Genomic DNA, 17,197 nt, shown 5'->3' on the forward strand with positions numbered 1-17,197 from the left:
GCAACGCCGCATCTCTGATCCGAGGGCGGGCGGTGAGGCCCTCAGGGTCGGGACCGGACGTCGTCACTGCCCCTAGCTCCTATCCATGCGTACAGCTTTCCACTTCGCTGATGAGTAAGCTACACACATGTGTAGTAACTGTCCAGCGCAGGGTCGGTCTGACGACCTTCCGTAGTGCGCGGATCATGCCTGCCAGGTCGTCGTCCATCCCATTTCGACCGGAAAGTGATTGCGCAGTCGAGGGCCGATCCTCACCGGCTGGGCGTCGCCGTCCAGATCGGCACCGTCCGGTACAAGGGGCTGTTCCTGGAGGATCCGCTGGCGGTGCCCTGGCCGGTGGTGGTAGGCGAGCGAGGAGGTCCTGCTCGATCTGGCCGGCATGACCAGGGCGCGTCGACCCGGCGAGCACGACGAAGCGCGGCGGAGTATGGTGTCGCGGTCACTCTCCTTCGACGGCTGCATGGCGTCACCACGACCCCGGAGGGCTTGGAGGTGGAGCCCGGCGTGGACGGCTTCGCCTTGCGTGAGCGCCGCACTTTCGAGCCGTCGTGGCCGAGATGGGCACCGATCCGGTCCAGGAGCTCTACGATGAGCTGCTTGGCTCGTCGACCAATCTAGGGGCCGTCGACGTGGCGGAACTGCCGGCCCGCAAGCCCAGTCGGTGGTGCGCAATGAAGCCGGTTCGTTCCAGTTGCAGCCTTTCCGGCATGTCACGATTCGATATCGCGCTCTTGACGTGCGTCGCCTCGCGGGTAACAGTCGAGCGACATCGTTGAACCGGTTCGCTCGATCGCGAAGACCGCAGGCGGACGCTCCCGTGACAGTGCCGGGTCGCGGGATGGCGCCTGCATACAAAAACCCCAGGATAAAGGCGTTCTTCGCCCGGCTATCCGGTCCTCGGCACCGGGAGCTTGCGATGTCATCGTCGAACCGCTTCGACAGCAGGAGGTGGGAATGGCGACGATCGGAGACGTGGCCCGGGAGGCCGGGGTGAGTCGCAGCACGGCGTCTTACGCGCTGTCCGGCAAGCGCCCCATCTCGGAAGCGGTCCGCCGGCGCGTGCTGACGGCGGCCGAGGCGCTCGCGTACACGCCGAACGCGGGCGCTCGCGCGCTGGCCACATCCCAGACCAAGGTCCTCGGTCTGCTCGCGCAGTTTCACGAAGACGAGTTCGCGCCCGCGATGATGCAGTACATCCTGGGCGTCACGGACACCGCCCGCGACCTGGGCTACGACACGCTGCTGGTGACCGAGGCCGACGGTGCGCGGGCGCTGCGGCGCATCACCGGCTCTCGGATGGTGGACGGCGTCGTTCTGATGAACATCGCGCAGGAGGACTCGCGGCTGCCCATCCTGCGTGCGGCGCCGCAGCCGGGCGCCCTGGTCGGCCTGCCGGGCGACTGCTCGGGGCTCGACGTGTTCGACCTCGACTTCGAGGAGGCCGGAAGGGGCATGGTGGATCACCTCCACCGGCTCGGCCACCGCGAGCTCATCCTGATCTCGCAGCCGGAACACGTTGTCGAGCGCGGCGGCGCGTACGTGTGGCGTCTGAGAGACGCCGCGCTGGAACGCGCGCGGCAGCTCGGTGTCACGCTGCACGCGGTGTACGGCGAGTCCCGGCAACCGGCCGTCGGACACCTGCTCAACGCCCTGCTCGACGCGCACCCCTCGGCGACGGGCCTGCTGATCAACAACGAGGCGGCCGCCGCCGCGCTGCCCTCCGTCACCTACGAGCGGGGACTTCGGGTGCCCGAGGACCTGTCGGTCATCGGGCGCTACTCCGCCGAGTTCGCCGCGACCTTCTCCCTGCCCTATTCGTTCATCGAGAGCGCGCCCGACCGGTTGGGCGCCATGGCGGTGCGCCAGCTCGTACGCCGGGTGGAATCGTCGGCGGCCCGAAGCGAGCCGTTTGTCGTGCGCTTCATCTCTCCCGAACTGGTGTCACGGGGAAGCACCGCACCCCCGAAAGCCCCGCCCGCCCGCTGAGCGCGGGCCGCAGCCCTTCACGACTGTCCGGCCGCGCTAAATGTTAGCGCTAACAAAGGAGAGCAACGTGCGCAAACCCTTCTTAGCCGTGATCACAGCGGCCGCGACCCTGACGACCTTCACGCCCCCGGCCGCGGCGGCGGGCGCGATGCTGACCGTCAACGTCGCCCAGCCGTTCCGGCCGGTGACCCACGTCGCCTCGGGCGGCCTGTACGGCCTCGCGGAGAACAGCAGACCGGCCGACTCCACCCTGTTACCGATCAAGGTGAACTCGCTGACCCAGCCCGCGCCCGGCGTGGGCCAGCGTCCCAACGGCCAGCCGCCCGGTGGCGACTCGCTGCTGGTGGCCCCGCAGTCCACCCGGGTCGGCGCGGGTGAGTTCGTCCGGATGCCCGACATCTACCCCGACTTCCCCTATCGGTGGGTGAGCTGGGACGACTGGCTGGCCAAGGTGAACACCATGGTCAACGCCAGGCTCTCGGCCACGGCGGTCACGAACGTGATCGGCTGGGAGCTCTGGAACGAGCCCGACTGGACCTGGAACACCGCCGCCGCGGGCGCCTTCAACGACGGCTGGGTGCGTACGTACCGGGCGGTGCGCGCGCTCGACACGCTGACGCCCGTCGTCGGCCCCAGCACCGCCACGTACAACCGGTCCTGGATGCAGTCGTTCCTGACCCGTGCCAGGGACACCGGCACGCTGCCCGACATCATCTGCTGGCACGAGCTGGTGAACCCCGACCGGATCGCCGCCGACCTCGCCGACTACCGGAACCTCGAGTCCTCGCTGGGCATCAGCCCGCGCCGCGTCTCCATCAACGAGTACGCCGCCACCAGTGAGGTGGACGTACCCGGCCGGATCGCCAGCTACGTGGCCAAGTTCGAGCGCGGCGGCGTGGAGTCCGCGCATCGGGCCTTCTGGTACGAGTACGGCACCATGAACGGCCTGGTCGTCAACAACAACCAGCCCACCGGCACCTGGTGGCTGTACAAGTGGTACGGCGACATGGCCGGCAGCATGGTCGCGACGACGCCGGGCACCCAGACCGGCCTGGACGGATTCGCCTCCTACGACGGCACCCGCAAGATCGTCAACGTGGTGTTCGGCAACGAGTCCGGCACCAACACCGTCAACCTGACCGGCATCGGCGCACTGGGCTCCAGCGTCCGCGTCACGCTGCTGTCCACCCCGTCCAGCGGCCGTTTCACCGCCGTGAGCGCACCCGCCACGATCTCCGCCACCACCCGCACGGTGAGCGGCGGCCAGCTCAGCGTGTCCGTGCCGAACATGGCCGCCACCAGCGCCTACCAGCTCATCGTCGAACCGGTCAGCGGAGTGCCCGCCTACCAGCGGCGATATGAGGCCGAGAACGCCTCGGTGTTCCGCGCCCAGCGGCTGAGCGCGGCCGGCGCGTCGGGCGGCGGCTATGTGGGGCGGATCGACAACTCGGGCACGCCGCGTACCGACAGCTACGTGGACTTCGTGGTGAACGTGCCCGCCGCTCGCGCGTACACGATGACCATCGGCTACGCCAACGGCACCGGCGCCACCGCGACACAGGGCCTGGCGTACAACGGCGGTGCCTGGAGCACGGTCAGTTATCCGCCTACTCCGGCCTGGGGCCAGTTCGGCGCCACGATCAGTACCACTGTCACGCTCGGTGCCGGATACAACGTGATCCGTCTGGCCAAGGGCTCGCCGTACTTCGCGGGCGGCACCGGATACGCCGAACTGGACTACATCGAGCTCACCTGACCGAGCGCCACAGCACGCCCCGGCCGCGGTCCGCCGCGTCGGGGCGGCGCGCGTCCAGGACAGCCTGGCCTGCTCACGGACCGCGGGCCCGGAGTGGTGTGTCATCATCGAGCCGCGGATCCGAGAGGACGCGCCTTCCGCTCCGGCCGCGGGCGCACGGCGAGGGGGCAGCGCATGAACGTACGTCGCCTGACATATTCGACCGCTCTGGTAGCCCCGATCCTGTACGCCGCGGTCAACCTGATCGCGCTCCAGCTGATCGCCCACCCGACGGGAGAGCTCAATCCCTGGTACGGAGAGTCATGGAATGACAGGTTGCTGGAACAGCTGGAGCGGGAGGTCGCGCATGCGCGGAATGTGACGCTCGGCATCACCCTGATCCTGACCGCCGAGGCGATTCTCATCGCCGTGCTCGACCGGCTGAACCATCGATCACCCTCCCGGCCTACCGTGCCGACCGGCGTCTGGTTCATCCTGTACGAACTGACTTTGGTCGTGGGTGTGCTGCTCTCTCCTCTGACCCGGTTTTGGCTGCTCAATGATGACGGCGATCTTGAGATGCTGGCTCCCGGCTGGCATTCTCCCGCGTTGATCGCCGTCCCCGTCCTGGCTCTCATAGGACTGATCGCCTGGCTGTCCGGCCCGCCGGATGCCGTGTCGGGTCCGCGGTCTGGATCAGGTCCCTTCAGCTCGGCAGTGGGCTGAATGGTGGGTTGCGAGGCAGGGTGAGGGTCAGGACGGCTCCGCCGTGGGGCGCGTTGGCCACGGTGAGGGTGCCGCCGTGCAGGCGCGCGTTCTCGGTGGCGATGGCCAGGCCCAGGCCGCTGCCGTCGGTTCGGGTACGGGCGGCGTCGGCTTTGGTGAAGCGGTCGAAGACGTGGGGCAGAAGGTCGGCGGGGATGCCGGGCCCGTCGTCGGAGACGGCGATGGTGATCTGCTCGAAACCGGCCCGCACCTGAATGAGCACCGACACCGCCGCGCCGCCGTGCCCCAGCGCGTTGCCCACGAGGTTGGCGAGGATGACATCGACGCGGCGCGGGTCGAGGCGGACGCGCAGCCCTGGGGGAACATCGGTGTGGACCCGGTCCCGCCAGTGCCGCAACGCGAGCGTCTTGGCGATGAACTCGCCCAGGTCGACCTCGTCGAGGTTCAGTACGGCGGCACCGGCGTCGAAGCGGGATACCTCGATCAGGTCCTCGACCAGGCGGGTGAGCTTGCGCGTCTCGTCGGAAACCAGGTGCAGCGCCTCGGCGGTGAGTGGCGCGAGGCGGCCGGAGTCGGCGTCGGCGTCGAGGACTTCCGTCACGGCGGCCATCGCCGCCAGCGGCGTACGCAACTCGTGGGAGACGTCGGCGGCGAACCGGCGCGCCCGCGCCTCCATGGCGCGCAGCGCGGCCGCGTCGGCCTGGAGCGTGGCCGCCATGGTGTTGAAGGTGCGGCCGAGGTCGGCGAGTTCGTCGTCGCCGGTGACGTTCACGCGGGTGTCCAGACTGCCGCCCGCCATCCGCTCGGCGGCCGTCCGCAGTTGCCGGACCGGTCGCAGCAGTCTGCGCGCGGCCAGCAGCGCGAGGACGATGGAGGCCAGGGCGACGGGCAGGGCTCCGGAGCGGGCGGCCGCCGCCAGGGTGTCCACGTCCTGCTGCTGGGAGGCCAGGGAGAAGGAGGCGAAGACGGTGAGCGGCGGGGGACTGTGCGGGCGGGCGGTGGCGACGACGGGAAGGGCCACGGCCAGCCAGGGCGTCTGGGCGTGGTGGAAGCGCTGGGCCAGCGCGGTGGTCGCCGAGGCCGCCTGGGTACGCAGTTGCGCGGGCAGCGGCGGCGCCGGCGCCCCGGCGGTGATGAGCGGGCCGCCGCGATAGGACAGGGCGGTGCGCCAGCCGCGCGTGCCCGCCGCGCGGTCCAGTTGCAGCGCCAGCGTACGCAGGTCCGCCTCGGCGGGGTCGGCGGGCAGGTCGGGCGCCCGGGCGGTGAGGTGGGCGCGGAGCTCCTGCAGGGCGTCGGCCTGGACGCGCTCCACGATCGCGGTACGGCCCTGGCGGAAAGTGAACGCGGCGGCGGTCAGCGCACTGAGCGCGGAGACCAGCAGGAACACCAGGACCAGCTGGGCTCGCAGACCTCGGGCGAGGGGCGGGCGGATCACAGCGGCGGCCCCGACCAGCAGCCGAGGCCGCGTACGGGGTGGATCACCCGGCAGCCGAAGTCGCGAACGGCGCGGATCACAGCGGCCCGAACCGGTAGCCGAAGCCGCGCACGGTCTGGATGTAGCGGGGGTCGCGCGGATCGTCCTCGATCTTGGCGCGCAACCGCATCACGCACGCGTCGACCAGCCGATAGTCGCCGTGGAAGCTGTGTTCCCACACCAGCTCCAGGAGTTGCTGGCGGCTGAAGGTCTGTTCGGGCGCGGCTGACAGGAACAGCAGCAGCTTCAGCTCTGTCGGCGCCAGCGCGAGTTGCGCGCCGCGCTTGAGCACGCGTAAGGCGACCCGGTCGACGAGCAGGTCGCCGTGGATGGTGCGGGCGGCCCGGCCGGGGGCGGCGGGCTGGGTGGTACGGCGCAGCACTGCGCGCATGCGGGCTTCGATGACCTCGCTACTGGCAGGCTTGATCACGTAGTCGTCGGCGCCGGCTTCCAGACCCACGACGACGTCCACGTCATCGTCGCGCGCGGAAAGGATCACGATGGGCACCTGGCTGAAGGCGCGGATGCGGCGGCATGTCTCCAGGCCGCTCATGCCGGGGAGCATCAGGTCGAGCAGTACGACCTCGGGAGCGCTCGCGATGAGCTCGGCCAGCCCGTCCTCGCCGGTCGCGACCAGCAGGGTTTCGTGGCCTCGGTGGCGCAGGCCGAGGCTCACGCCCCGGCGCACGGCCGGGTCGTCTTCGATCAGCAGTACGCGGGTCACGAAGGGGCTCCCTGTTTGGCCGGGATGGCCGACCCGCTCTCATCGCACCTGACCGGCCACGGGTCGCCCGCCATGCCGGGCTCGAACACCTCGACGACGGGGTCGGCGCCGATGCCTGGGGACGCGGCGGCCGTACACACCAGCTGGCTCACCGCCACCGGCCGCAGGTCGCGCACCAGCCACGGTAAATGCAGCTGCACCCGGCCCTTGGTCGTCCTGGCCCGGATCGGCTGGGTCACCGACGGCAGCCGCGTGATCAGCCCTCGGGCCCGCTCGGCCGCTGTGGGGCCGGCGAGCAGCGCGTCCATGGCCTGTCGCAACCGGTCTCCGTCCGATGCCGGCCGGGAGACCGGCCAGGTGCCCTCGGGCGTGACGAAGTACACCCGCAGCAGGCGGCTGCTGTTCTCCGTCAGGCCACCTTGGGCCGGCTGACCGGCGGGGAGTGCGCCAGTGTCGGTGATCCCGCAGCCCCCCAGCGCCGCCGCCGCGATCAGGCCAGCCGCCACGCGGCACAGCATCCCCGGCAGGCCGGTCGCCACCCGGCACAGCGCCCCCGGCATGACAGCCGTCACGCGGGAGAGCACTCCCGGCATGACAGCCGCCACCCGCCAGAGCACCCCCGGCATGTGTTCGCTCTCGTTCTTCGGCATGGTCTCTCCGGCTACGGCTGGTTCAGCATGCTCACATCGACCGTCCCGGCACCGGGTCGTGGCCGCGGTATCGCCGCCCACAGCCCCACCGCCATCACCCCCACGACGGCCAGCGCCGCCCATCCGCGCCGCCCGGTGGCCCACCGGGCGCGCAGTCGTACCGGATCCTCGACCACGGCCTTCGAGACTAGCGCGGCCAGCAGCGACAGTCCGACCGCGGCGATCGTCCAGCCCCAGCCATCGAGCCCCGCCACCGGCCGGGGCAGCAGCAGATAGACCGGCCAGTGCCACAGGTACAGGCTGTAGGACACCTCGCCCAGCCGCCGCGGTACGGCGCTGCCGACCACCCTGCCCACCAGACCGTCCGGCGTACGGGCCAGGAGCGCGATCAGCACGGCGCTGCCCAGGGAGTGCGCGAACATCCCGCCCTGGAACAGGCCCGGGGCCTCTTCCCCGCCGGTCAGCAGCCATGAGACGGACAGCCCGCACAGCAGCGGGACACAGACCGCGTCCACGGCCAGGCGCGGCAGGCCCGCCACGGCGTCTCGGACGGGCGCCGTGGCGGCGGCCGCGCCGAGCAGGAGAGAGAAGGCCCGGGTGTCGGTGCCCTCGTAGGCGCGGGTGGTGTCCACGGCCGCCCCGAGCTTGATCATGAGCAGGAGCGAGATGAGCGCACCGGCGACCGCTACGAGCGCGACTCGCCGCTGCCCGCCGAGCCCTTTCCCGGCCAATGCCACCATCAGCGGCCAGGCCAAGTAGAACTGCCATTCGACGCCGATGCTCCATAGATGGGCGAACAGGCGGGTGCCGGCGGCATCCCAGTATCCGAGCTGCTCGTGGATATAGTGCCAGTTCACGCTCTGGGCGGCCACCCATGGCGCGTCCTGGAGGGCGAACCTCAGCATGTCCGGCCTGGCGAACGCCCAGGCCAGCGGCAGCGTCACCGTGACCATGACGGTCAGCGCGGGCAGGAGACGGCGGGCCCGGCGCCCCCAGAAGGCCGTCATGTTGAGCCGGCCGCCGCTGCCGAGCTCCTCCAGCAGCAGGCCGGTGATCAGAAAGCCGGACAGGACGAAGAACAGATCGACGCCCAGGAACCCGCCGCGCATCTGCCCGGCGTGAAACAGCAGGACCGCGGCGACAGCGAGCCCGCGCAGCCCGTCAAGCGCGCCGATATGCGCGCGTCGAGGGGCTGAAACCATCAACCCCTCGCCGCGAGGAGCCGGCACCATCAGCCGCAGCCGAGTTTGGCGAAGCGCTCGTCGCCGGCCCACGGCCCAGTGGCCCAGACGCTGGGGGTGGCCGGGGTGAAGCCGGCCAGCTCGCCGAGCCGCTTGGCGAACCAGGTGGCGAAGGCCGCCGACCCCTGCTGGCAGGAGTGGATGCCGTCCTTGGCGCGCTGGGCCTTGCCGGCGGCGTAGTCGCTGCCCCACAGCTCGGCGGCGTCCAAGTAGCGTACGCGAGCGGTCCCGGCGGCCTTGGCGGCCATCGCGGGCGCGCTCTTGATCGCGTTCTCGTGCGGCTTGAAGAATTCGTCGATCTTGAACGGCGGGGCGGACACCAGCACGAGCCGGGCGCCGGCGTCCTCGGCCGTTCGGGCGAGCTTCTGGTAGGCCGACAGCTGCTGGCTGGCGGTGCCCCAGTCGTAGCTGGTGATCTGGTACGCGATCACCGTCGGCCGGAAGGAGGCGAGGTTCGCCTTCAGGGTCTTCCAGGTGTCCTTGGCCCCCATGGCCGTCACCGGATGGTCACCGGCGACGATGTTGCCGCCGCCGTCGGAAGTGGCGTTCTTGAACGCCACACCGCCGGCCTTCAGCGCCGCCTCCAGGGCCGGGGCCTGCGCGCCCGCGATGGAGTCACCCATCCATAAGACCCTGACGCCGGTCGCGGCCTGCCTGGTCTGCTGTCCATCGCTGGTGGAGGCGGTGGAGGCGCCGCAGCCCGCGAGCGTGGCCCCGACGGCGACGGCCACGGCCAGGAACGCTCCGGTACGGCCAGCGGAGAAATAGGGAGTCGCTTGCATGACCATCAGGCAAGCAGACGATTCCGGAGGTCAACCGCGTTGTCATCGTTTCATCACACAACGGGGGACCGGCTGTCACGAAGGCAGGTCGCCTGCGGCGGTTACCGACGATCAGCGGCGTCGCCGGAAGCGGCGCGCGGTCAGCCAGCGGGGAAGTCTGAGATGGAAGCCGGTGGCGTCGAGCACCGCGTCGAGCAGGGCCAGCAGGACGCCTGCTCCGCCCGCCAGTCCGGCGGCGCGGAAGTCCTCGGCTGAGGTGTCACCCGGCCCGGCCGGGCGTGAGTCGATTCGTCCGGTGGGATCCCAGAGGACCGCGATGGTGGTACCCGGCCGCGCCACGGAGGTGCGGGTCGTCATCGAGTCCGGACCGGCCTGGGGGCAGGCCAGGCGGTAGTCGTAGAAGGTCTCGCTGCGCGTGGACGTCCACGTGGTGCCGGGGTCGCCAGGTGAGGTGCCGGGCTGGTAGTGGGTGTCGGTGACGGTGCGCTGTCGCGGGGTCTCCTGTTGTACCAGGCAGTCGCTCACCTGGCCGCGCTGGGCCAGCGCCTGCCGCGCCACGGCCTCGTGGGCCAGGTTCAGGCAGTAGATCAGCGCCATGCCCATCGCGAGGCTCAGTAACACCCGGGTGCATCTGAAGAACGCCAGGCCGATCGGTGCCGCCGCCACGAAGAAACCGATGATCGCCAGGACGACCCCGACCCAGCCTGCTGGGCCGTAGGCGTCGAGATAGCCCCTTCCGAAGGCCAGCGCGATCGCCAGCACGGCCGGCCACACGCGCAGCAGAATGCCCCGCACGTCCGTGGAGCGTGTGTACCTGCCAGGCATCTGATCACCCTCGCCATCGGTGCCCGCGCCCCTCACGACGTAAACGTCATCCCGTCGAGCCGCGACTTCCCGCGGCTTCCCGAGAGGGATGGAGGTCATGGCGGCGTTCTCAGGTCAGCGACCGGCGGCGGAAGCTCACCATCCCGACGGCGGTCAGCGCCACGCAGGAGCCGGTGAGCACGGCGATCGAGATCCACGGCGCGATGTGCGGCACCTGCGGCTCCAGCGCCGCCCGTACTCCCTCGCTCGAGTACGTCATCGGATTGAGCGCCGTCAGGACCTGGAACCAGGGCAGCTTGCCGAGCGAGGGCCACGGGTATTGGGTGCCGCCGGTGAACAGCATCGGTGCGATGATGAGGGCGAACATGATGCCGACCTTGCCGGGCGGCAGCAGCGTACCGATGATCAGTCCGATCGCCCCGGCCGCCCAGCCGCCGAGCAGGACCGACAGCACCAGCAGCGGAAGGCCGTCGACCCGGAACGTCGCGTCCTGGATGATCAGCATGCCGGCGGGCAGCGTGACCGCGGCGGCGAACAGCGCGCGCAGCGCCGCCGCCAGCACCTTCTCCAGGCCGACCAGGGAGATCGAGACCGGCGCCAGCAGGCGGTCCTCGATCTCCTTCGTGTAGCCGAACTCCATCATCAGCGGGAGAGCGACGGCCTGGAGCGCCGCCACGAAGCCGCTCATCGCGACCACGCCGGGAAGCAGCACGTCGTTGTAGGAGGGGTCGACGTAGGCCAGGCGGCCGAGCACGCCGACGAAGATGAAGAGCATGACGAGTGGCTGGAGCACGACCTGGGCGAGCACCGAGATGATGTCGCGCCACGTCACGACGGCATCGCGCCACAGGATCGCGAGGACCACGCGCAACGGGCTGACGCCCCTGCGGACGGCCGTCTGGGCGGACACGCTCATCGCAGGCTCCTCCCCGTGAGGGTGATGAAGACGTCCTCCAGGCTCGGCTCGCCGATCTGGACGTTGGTGATGGGACAGTCGCGCTTGGCCAGCAGTTGCGCCACCGGTCCGAGCACGGCGGCGGGATCGTGGCTCACGTAGAGCCGGAAACGCGTCTCGCTCGTGGCGGGCCCGGCGGCGGCCCCCGCCGGGGGTGGCGGCCCGAAGGGCGGCGGACCGGGCGGCCTGAGGGGCGAAGGTCCGCCTGGACCACCGCGTACGGCGGGTGCGGACTCCACGCGTTCGACACGTTCGACGCCGTCGACACCGGCCAGGACGTCCAGCAACTCCTGGGCACCCGGCGGCTCCTGGGCACCCTGCGACGCTAGGACGTCCGGCAGCTCCCGGGCGGCCGGCCCGGGGACCTGCGCGATGGTGATGTCCAGCATGCTCTTCCCCTCCAGACCGCGCGTGAGCGCGTGGACCGTGCCGAGCGCGAGCAGCTTGCCGTGGTCGATGATGCCGACCCGGTCCGACAGGTCGGCGGCCTCGTCCATGTCGTGCGTGGTCAGGACGACCGTCACCCCCGCGGCGCGCAGCTCGCGGATCCGGTCCCACACGAAGAGCCGCGCCTGCGGGTCGAGCCCGGTTGTCGGCTCGTCGAGGAACAGCACGTGAGGGTCGTGCATCAGGGCTCGGGCGATCAGCAGACGCTGGGCCATGCCGCCCGAATAGGTGTTGACGCTGTCGCGGCCCCGCCCGGTGAGACCGAAGGACTCCATGAGCTCGGTGGCCCGGGCCTTGCGGACCGCTCGCGGTACGCCGTGGTAGGCGGCGTGGAAGACCAGGTTCTGCCAGGCGTTGAGGGAGCGGTCGAGGTTGTTGACCTGGGGCACGACGCCCAGGAGTCGGCGCGCCGCCACGGGGCGGGCCACGACGTCCACGCCCAGGATGGTGGCCGTGCCGCCGGTGGGGATGACACGGGTGGTGAGGATGCCGATCGTGGTGCTCTTGCCCGCGCCGTTGGGGCCTAACAGGCCGAAGATCTCTCCTGCTCGGACCTCGAGGAAGAGCTCGTCGACGGCGTTCGCCGGAGCCCCGGGATATCTCTTGACCAGGGCATCGATGGCGACGGCGGAGTCACCGACCTTCGCCGCTTTCTGTGTCTGCGATCCGGGCACGAGTGGCCTCCCGTTCGTCGAATTCGATCGTGTCGATGAGGAACGCGCGGATGATCGCCTCGTGCTCGGGATCCGTCAGGCTGGGAGTGAGCGGGGGCGCCTCGCTCAGGACGTTCCCTACGCGCTCGGTGATCTTCTTGCCGCGCGGCGTGAGCACCAGCAGGACCTTTCTGCGGTCCACGGTGTCCCGCAGGCGGTCCACGAGGTGATCGCGGGCGAGCGTGTCCACGATCCCGGTCAGTGTGGAGACGTGCACCCGGCAGCGCCGGGCGATCTCGGTGTGGGTGCCCGACCCGCGGCTCAGGGCCAGCAGCACGTTCATCCCCGCGACAGACACGCCGTGCTCCTGGCTCAACAGAGCGTTCCAGCGGCTGTTCAGCACGTTTCCCGCGATCGACACCAGATAGGGGAGCGGCGCCTGCTGGAGGTCGGACTCCGCTGAATGGTCAGACGTCATGTTCGTCAGGATAGCGAATTTGTTTGGAGCCATACATTACGAGCTCGTATATTTTTGCCCCATAGCTTTTGGGGTCGGCCGGGTCATTGGCCGCGACCATCAGGTGGCGTCTTGCCGATCTGCTGGAGGATGGTGTCGTCGGTGATCTTGCTGTCGTGGGCGAGGAGGAAGGCCTTGCTGAGGATGAGAGCCAGGCGGCCGTCCTCCTCGAAGGGCAGGAACAGCTTGGCGTCGCGCTTACGGGCTGTGACGATGCACAGGTAGACGTCGCTGGGGCTCATGAGGATGTTGCCGCTGCCCAGGTGGATCCGGTAGGTGCGCAGGTCGCCGCGGACGACCAGGTAGCGGTCGGTGAGCGTGCAGCGGTCGGCGATCGCCGTACGGGGGAGGATCCGGGCCAGCGCGTCGCGGCGGACCTCGGCCGACGGCGGCAGCGCGCCGAAGGCGGCCTCGCGCACGTACCCACCGAAACGCTCCTCACCCCGGTCGATCCAATCCGGGTCGGCGGCGATTGAGGTGACCGCGATGAACAGGTCCACGTCCCGCATCGCCTCGCTGAACACCAGCGGCGGAACCCGCGCCAGTGGCGTCTCCCGCCAGGCGCGCCCGTCGCGCCGGTCGAAGCGGACCTGATCGGTGGCGGCCAGGGTCACCTCGTGGTCGGCCACCGCGGCGGTCTCGTAGCGGAAGCGGACCCGCCAGGCGCCCTCCGCCAGTTCCTTCTTGGCCACGGCTTCCTGCTCACCGTGGAAGGCGCGCAGCCAGAGCGTCTGCCAGCCGCGCTCCTTGAGCAGCGCGTACAGCCGCGCGTGGTCGACGATGTGGGCGGCGAACCGATGGGAGTAGACCCCGGTGCTCTCCTCGGCGGGGGTGAGCAGGTAGACCTCCCGGAAGGCCTGCTTGTACGGCTGGCGCAGCCGTCGCCCGGTCACCGTCTCCCGCCAGGCCGCCACTTCCGCCAGCGCGGCGCGCGCGGGATGCCACAGCCGGATCTCGGCCCCGGGTGGGGCGTCGCCGGGCAGGAAGGCCGTCCCATCCGCCTCCCAGATCAGCCCGCGCGCCACCACCCCGGTGATCGGATGGTTGAGGTAGTGACGGGCCCAGTCCTCGTGCGACCAGGTCCGGTCGACGGTGAACAGCCCCTCCACGCGGGCGCGCTCGGCGGCCAGCGTCTGGCGGACCTCCTTCTGGACGGCCTTGATGGCCTTGAGCTCCTCAGCATGGGTTTCCCTCACCGCCATAGGAAGGGCACGGACCGCGGTGCCGTCGGCGGTGGTGAAGCCGAGTCGTACGGTGATCGCGTCCCGGACGGTCAGCACCACGGTGTGGTCGCCAAGGCGCCACGACCGGGTCCCGTCGGTGGCGAGTCCGTGGGTCGGCACACCTCGCTCCAGCAGCTGGGCCGGTGTGATCCCGGCGTGTCCGGCGGCCGTGGCGAGCGCGGTGTCGACCTGCTTGCGCAGCGCCCGGTGCTTGATCGAGGTCTGGAGCCGCCAGAGTGGCTGCGGGTCTTCGCCCTCGCCGAGCGCGTTGATCGCGGCACCGGCGATCACCAGATCCTGCGTGAATCGGGCGCGGTCACCACCCAGATGGACGGCCAACCAGGTCAGAGTGGTCGCCAGATCGTCGACCCGGGCCAGCGTCGCCGCCCAGATGGTCCCGCGGGCCACATCCGTGTTCGCCTCGGACACCATCCGCCGGTTGCCGTCGTCGGACACCTCGCGGATGAAGGCCGTCAGCGCGAACCGCACGAACTCACGCGCACCGGTGGGCTCCAGCAGGGTCAGGCAGCGGGCGCGCCACGTCTGGGTGGGCCGCGGCGTATGTACCTCGCACAGATGCTCGACCAGCTTGACCAGGTGGGGTGCGGGCGCGTCCCCAAGATGATCGCGTACGGACGAGGCCCAGGCGTCGGCGCGTACCAGTGCCGACAACGGCAGGGTCGTCAGGTCGCCGGGCAGGGCCAGCGCGATCCGGCGGTGCAGACGTCGTCGCTCGTCGGCAGGCAGCGGGACGTGGGCCATGGCCTCGATCAGCCGGGTGAATGGCTCGCGCAGGTGTTGCCGCTCGGCGATGTCGATTTCCAGCATCAGGTCCACGACTTGGCACACCCAGGTGACGTCCCAGTATTGAAGCTCCCGGCTGCGCACGACCGAGAGCAGCGCGGCCACGCCGGTGGGGGTCCAGTCGTCGGAGCCGGACAGGGCCAGCTCCAGCTCTTCGTAGTATTCGTCCAGCCCGGGTTGAGCCAGGTAGATCACGGCGGCCCGGCGGTCGGCGCCTTCCGTGTGACGCAGCCGTCGCACCCGCTCCTGCCGAACATTCCGGGCCTGGCGCCGCAGTTTCTCGGTACGCCGTTCGTCCCGGTCATCTGGCAAGAGCCAGGAGTATGACCGTCCCTCCAGCTCAAGCTCCTGGACGATCGCCTCCATGATCCAGCTCGCGGACGCGAAGGCGGCCGTGACCGTCTCGTCGACGGTGAGTTCGCGCATGCCTGGATCATGCCGAAGCCGTCCGACAGAATTCGCCGCAGGCCAGTTTGTCGGAGGCGGCTGGTAGTCAAGGGTCATCCCACTACCACAGGAGATCATCGATGGCTCAGGTCACCTTCCGTGATGAGAGCGCGAGTGGCCGGCCGCTGGAGGAGTTCACGCTGCCCGGTCTGCCGGACCGGATCACCGCTCGTGAGCTGCTGCGGCTGCGCGTGCGCGAGGAGGTCGCCCGGTACAACGCGGCGCCCTCGCCCAGGTTCAACGGGCTGGTCAAGCCGGACGACGCCGAGGTCGAGCTGAACGGTTACCGGATGCGCGCGGCGCGGCGGATCGACTGGGAGCGTCAGGCGGACATCGCCGAGCGGGCGTTCGTGCGCAACGGGTTCATCCTGCTGGTCGGTGATCGTCAGATCGAGGATCTGGACGAGTCGATCGACCTGACCGCGGATCCGGTGATCTCGTTCGTCAAGCTTGTCCCGCTGGTCGGAGGCTGAGACGGGTGCGGCGGCGTCCTCCAGAGACCGCCGCTGCTGGTTGGCGGCGCGGCTGTCGTCGCTGGCGCCCGCTCGCGCCGGCGCCTCCTCGGCCGCGCGAGGCCGTCACGGAGAGCGTTTATACAAGTGCGCTGAGTGATATACGGTGGTCGGGTGGCTTCCGAACCCCCCACGGGCGCGTACATCCCGAGCACCTTCGACACCGAGCCGCGCTCCGCGGCCGGTCTGCCGCTGGCGCTGATCCAGCAGTGGCGTGACACCGGTCAAAGCCACGAGGACGCGCGGCGGCTGCTGGGCCGATTCGCGGTCCGCGGTTACAGCGTGGTGTCCGACTCGGCCGGGCTGACGAAGCTCAGCCAGCGGCTGGGTCTGCTGGAGGTGCTGGCGCTCATCGACCGGCCCAAGCGGATCCTGCACGCCCGCACCAGGGCCATCGGCGGCGAGGCGGTGGGTGTGTGGGCGGCGGACAACGCCCAGATGTTCCATCCGGAATCGGCGGACGCGGGGGTGCTGCTGTCGGCCCTGCTGAAGGTCCAGGACGAGATCGAACGCTCTTGCCGCGTACGGATCGGCATCGGTGCGCACTGCGGGAGTTTCTACGGCCTGGCCGGTGGGCTGTACGGCCCGGAGGCGGACGCGATCGAGGACATCGCGGAGAACCACACCGAAGGCGGGGAGCTCGTGGTGACGGGGGCGGTCGTCGACCGGCTGCCGCCCGATCACGCCTTCGTCCTGCGACGCAAGGACGGCCCCGAGAGCCTGGTCGGCGCCGTCTATCAGGTGCTCGACGGCCCCCGTCCGGAGGATGTGCGGCCGGTCACCGAGGATCTGCGTTACCCGATTCCCTACTCCGCGGCCTTCTACGCCGACCTGCTGAGGTTGGAGCGCCGTCCCGAGGACGTCGAGCTGGCCCGGCGGCTGGCCGCCGAGCATCTCCAGGACCGGACTGTGGTCCTGGTCGAGCGGAGCGTCGCCCCGGCCGAGACGCCTGAGCTCGGGCTGCTGAGAGGGCTGGCCCTGTCGGCCGTGCTCAGGGAGACGGGGCTCCGGCTCATGCCCGCGCGGGGCGCCGTGGAGGTCAAGATCGCTGGACCTCTGGCTCTCTACCTGTTCGAGGAGGCCGCGCCGGCCGTACGCTTCGCCCAGGGCTTGCGCGCGGGCCTGGCCGAGTACGAGATCGTCTGCCGGATCGGGGTGGCCGCCGGGCCGGTGCTGGCGGGTGAGACGCCGGGTGGTGGGTGGGATATCGCGGGCGCGCCGGTGAATCTCGCCTCCAAGATGGCGCAGGATCTCGGCGGGCCCGGTCGCGTCTATCTGAGCGAGGCCGTTCATGAGCGGCTGAGCGAGGCCGGGTGCGAGGGGCTGGACGAGGCCGGGTGTGAGCGCGCCCCGCTGGACGGGTTCGCCGCCGTCCAGCGCACGGTCTCCGGAGTCCAGCTGACCTTCTTCGAGGGCTGAATTCGCTTCCGGCCGGCGGCCGCTCTTTCCCAGGGCGAGATCCTTCTTTATCCTCATGCTCAAGAGGGTCTGTGAAC

16 protein-coding genes are annotated in these 17,197 nt (G+C 70.2%); 6 read left to right on the forward strand and 10 right to left on the reverse strand.

What is annotated here, in order from left to right; all coding sequences use genetic code 11:
* The first annotated feature begins 174 nt into the window (after positions 1-174).
* From AB0L53_RS45735 to AB0L53_RS45750, 4 genes are all read left to right on the forward strand, one after another.
* Positions 175-618, forward strand: a complete 444-nt coding sequence (locus tag AB0L53_RS45735; protein WP_364008901.1) for a DUF4158 domain-containing protein — start codon at positions 175-177, stop codon at positions 616-618.
* A 336-nt stretch (positions 619-954) separates the two neighbouring features.
* Positions 955-1,986, forward strand: a complete 1,032-nt coding sequence (locus AB0L53_RS45740) for a LacI family DNA-binding transcriptional regulator (protein ID WP_364008903.1) — start codon at positions 955-957, stop codon at positions 1,984-1,986.
* A gap of 67 nt (positions 1,987-2,053) precedes the next feature.
* Complete coding sequence (locus AB0L53_RS45745; protein ID WP_364008906.1) at positions 2,054-3,742, forward strand: CBM35 domain-containing protein; 1,689 nt, start codon at positions 2,054-2,056, stop codon at positions 3,740-3,742.
* Between the two features lie 174 nt (positions 3,743-3,916).
* Positions 3,917-4,447, forward strand: coding sequence for a hypothetical protein (locus AB0L53_RS45750; protein ID WP_364008909.1), 531 nt, complete (start codon positions 3,917-3,919; stop codon positions 4,445-4,447).
* On the opposite strand, the gene AB0L53_RS45755 is transcribed toward AB0L53_RS45750, so the two are convergent.
* The 10 genes from AB0L53_RS45755 to AB0L53_RS45800 form a co-directional block, all read right to left on the reverse strand.
* Positions 4,428-5,882 (reverse strand): HAMP domain-containing sensor histidine kinase, encoded by a 1,455-nt coding sequence (locus AB0L53_RS45755; protein ID WP_364008911.1) that lies wholly within the window; start codon positions 5,880-5,882, stop codon positions 4,428-4,430. The two genes, AB0L53_RS45750 and AB0L53_RS45755, sit on opposite strands and share 20 nt — an antisense overlap.
* Before the next feature lie 76 nt (positions 5,883-5,958).
* Complete coding sequence (locus tag AB0L53_RS45760; RefSeq protein WP_364008913.1) at positions 5,959-6,645, reverse strand: response regulator transcription factor; 687 nt, start codon at positions 6,643-6,645, stop codon at positions 5,959-5,961.
* Entirely contained in the window at positions 6,642-7,295 is a 654-nt protein-coding gene (locus AB0L53_RS45765) for a GerMN domain-containing protein (RefSeq protein WP_364008916.1), read from the reverse strand. The genes AB0L53_RS45760 and AB0L53_RS45765 overlap by 4 nt, the downstream gene beginning before the upstream one ends.
* 11 nt (positions 7,296-7,306) lie before the next feature.
* Positions 7,307-8,527, reverse strand: a complete 1,221-nt coding sequence (locus tag AB0L53_RS45770) for an acyltransferase (RefSeq protein WP_364008919.1) — start codon at positions 8,525-8,527, stop codon at positions 7,307-7,309.
* Positions 8,527-9,318, reverse strand: a complete 792-nt coding sequence (locus AB0L53_RS45775; protein ID WP_364008922.1) for an SGNH hydrolase domain-containing protein — start codon at positions 9,316-9,318, stop codon at positions 8,527-8,529. Before AB0L53_RS45775 ends, AB0L53_RS45770 begins: the two co-directional genes overlap by 1 nt.
* Positions 9,319-9,429: 111 nt before the next feature.
* Positions 9,430-10,113, reverse strand: coding sequence for a hypothetical protein (locus AB0L53_RS45780; protein WP_364008925.1), 684 nt, complete (start codon positions 10,111-10,113; stop codon positions 9,430-9,432).
* Between the two features lie 139 nt (positions 10,114-10,252).
* The gene (locus tag AB0L53_RS45785; protein ID WP_364008928.1) at positions 10,253-11,059 is read right to left on the reverse strand and encodes an ABC transporter permease; all 807 of its coding nucleotides are present in this window, start codon (positions 11,057-11,059) and stop codon (positions 10,253-10,255) included.
* Positions 11,056-12,219 carry an ABC transporter ATP-binding protein gene (locus AB0L53_RS45790; protein ID WP_364008931.1) on the reverse strand — a complete coding sequence of 388 codons (1,164 nt, stop codon included), beginning with the start codon at positions 12,217-12,219 and terminating at the stop codon, positions 11,056-11,058. Before AB0L53_RS45790 ends, AB0L53_RS45785 begins: the two co-directional genes overlap by 4 nt.
* Positions 12,179-12,676, reverse strand: a complete 498-nt coding sequence (locus tag AB0L53_RS45795; RefSeq protein WP_364008934.1) for a MarR family transcriptional regulator — start codon at positions 12,674-12,676, stop codon at positions 12,179-12,181. The genes AB0L53_RS45790 and AB0L53_RS45795 overlap by 41 nt, the downstream gene beginning before the upstream one ends.
* Positions 12,677-12,759: 83 nt before the next feature.
* Positions 12,760-15,168, reverse strand: coding sequence for a DUF4132 domain-containing protein (locus AB0L53_RS45800; protein ID WP_364008937.1), 2,409 nt, complete (start codon positions 15,166-15,168; stop codon positions 12,760-12,762).
* Positions 15,169-15,269: 101 nt separating this feature from the next.
* On the opposite strand from AB0L53_RS45800, the gene AB0L53_RS45805 reads away from it, so the two are divergent.
* Complete coding sequence (locus tag AB0L53_RS45805; RefSeq protein ID WP_364008940.1) at positions 15,270-15,662, forward strand: hypothetical protein; 393 nt, start codon at positions 15,270-15,272, stop codon at positions 15,660-15,662.
* A 153-nt stretch (positions 15,663-15,815) separates the two neighbouring features.
* Entirely contained in the window at positions 15,816-17,120 is a 1,305-nt protein-coding gene (locus AB0L53_RS45810) for an adenylate/guanylate cyclase domain-containing protein (protein ID WP_364008943.1), read from the forward strand.
* Positions 17,121-17,197 lie beyond the last annotated feature (77 nt).

The organism is Nonomuraea sp. NPDC052129 (genome assembly GCF_040680095.1).
Classification (GTDB): Bacteria; Actinomycetota; Actinomycetes; order Streptosporangiales; family Streptosporangiaceae; genus Nonomuraea.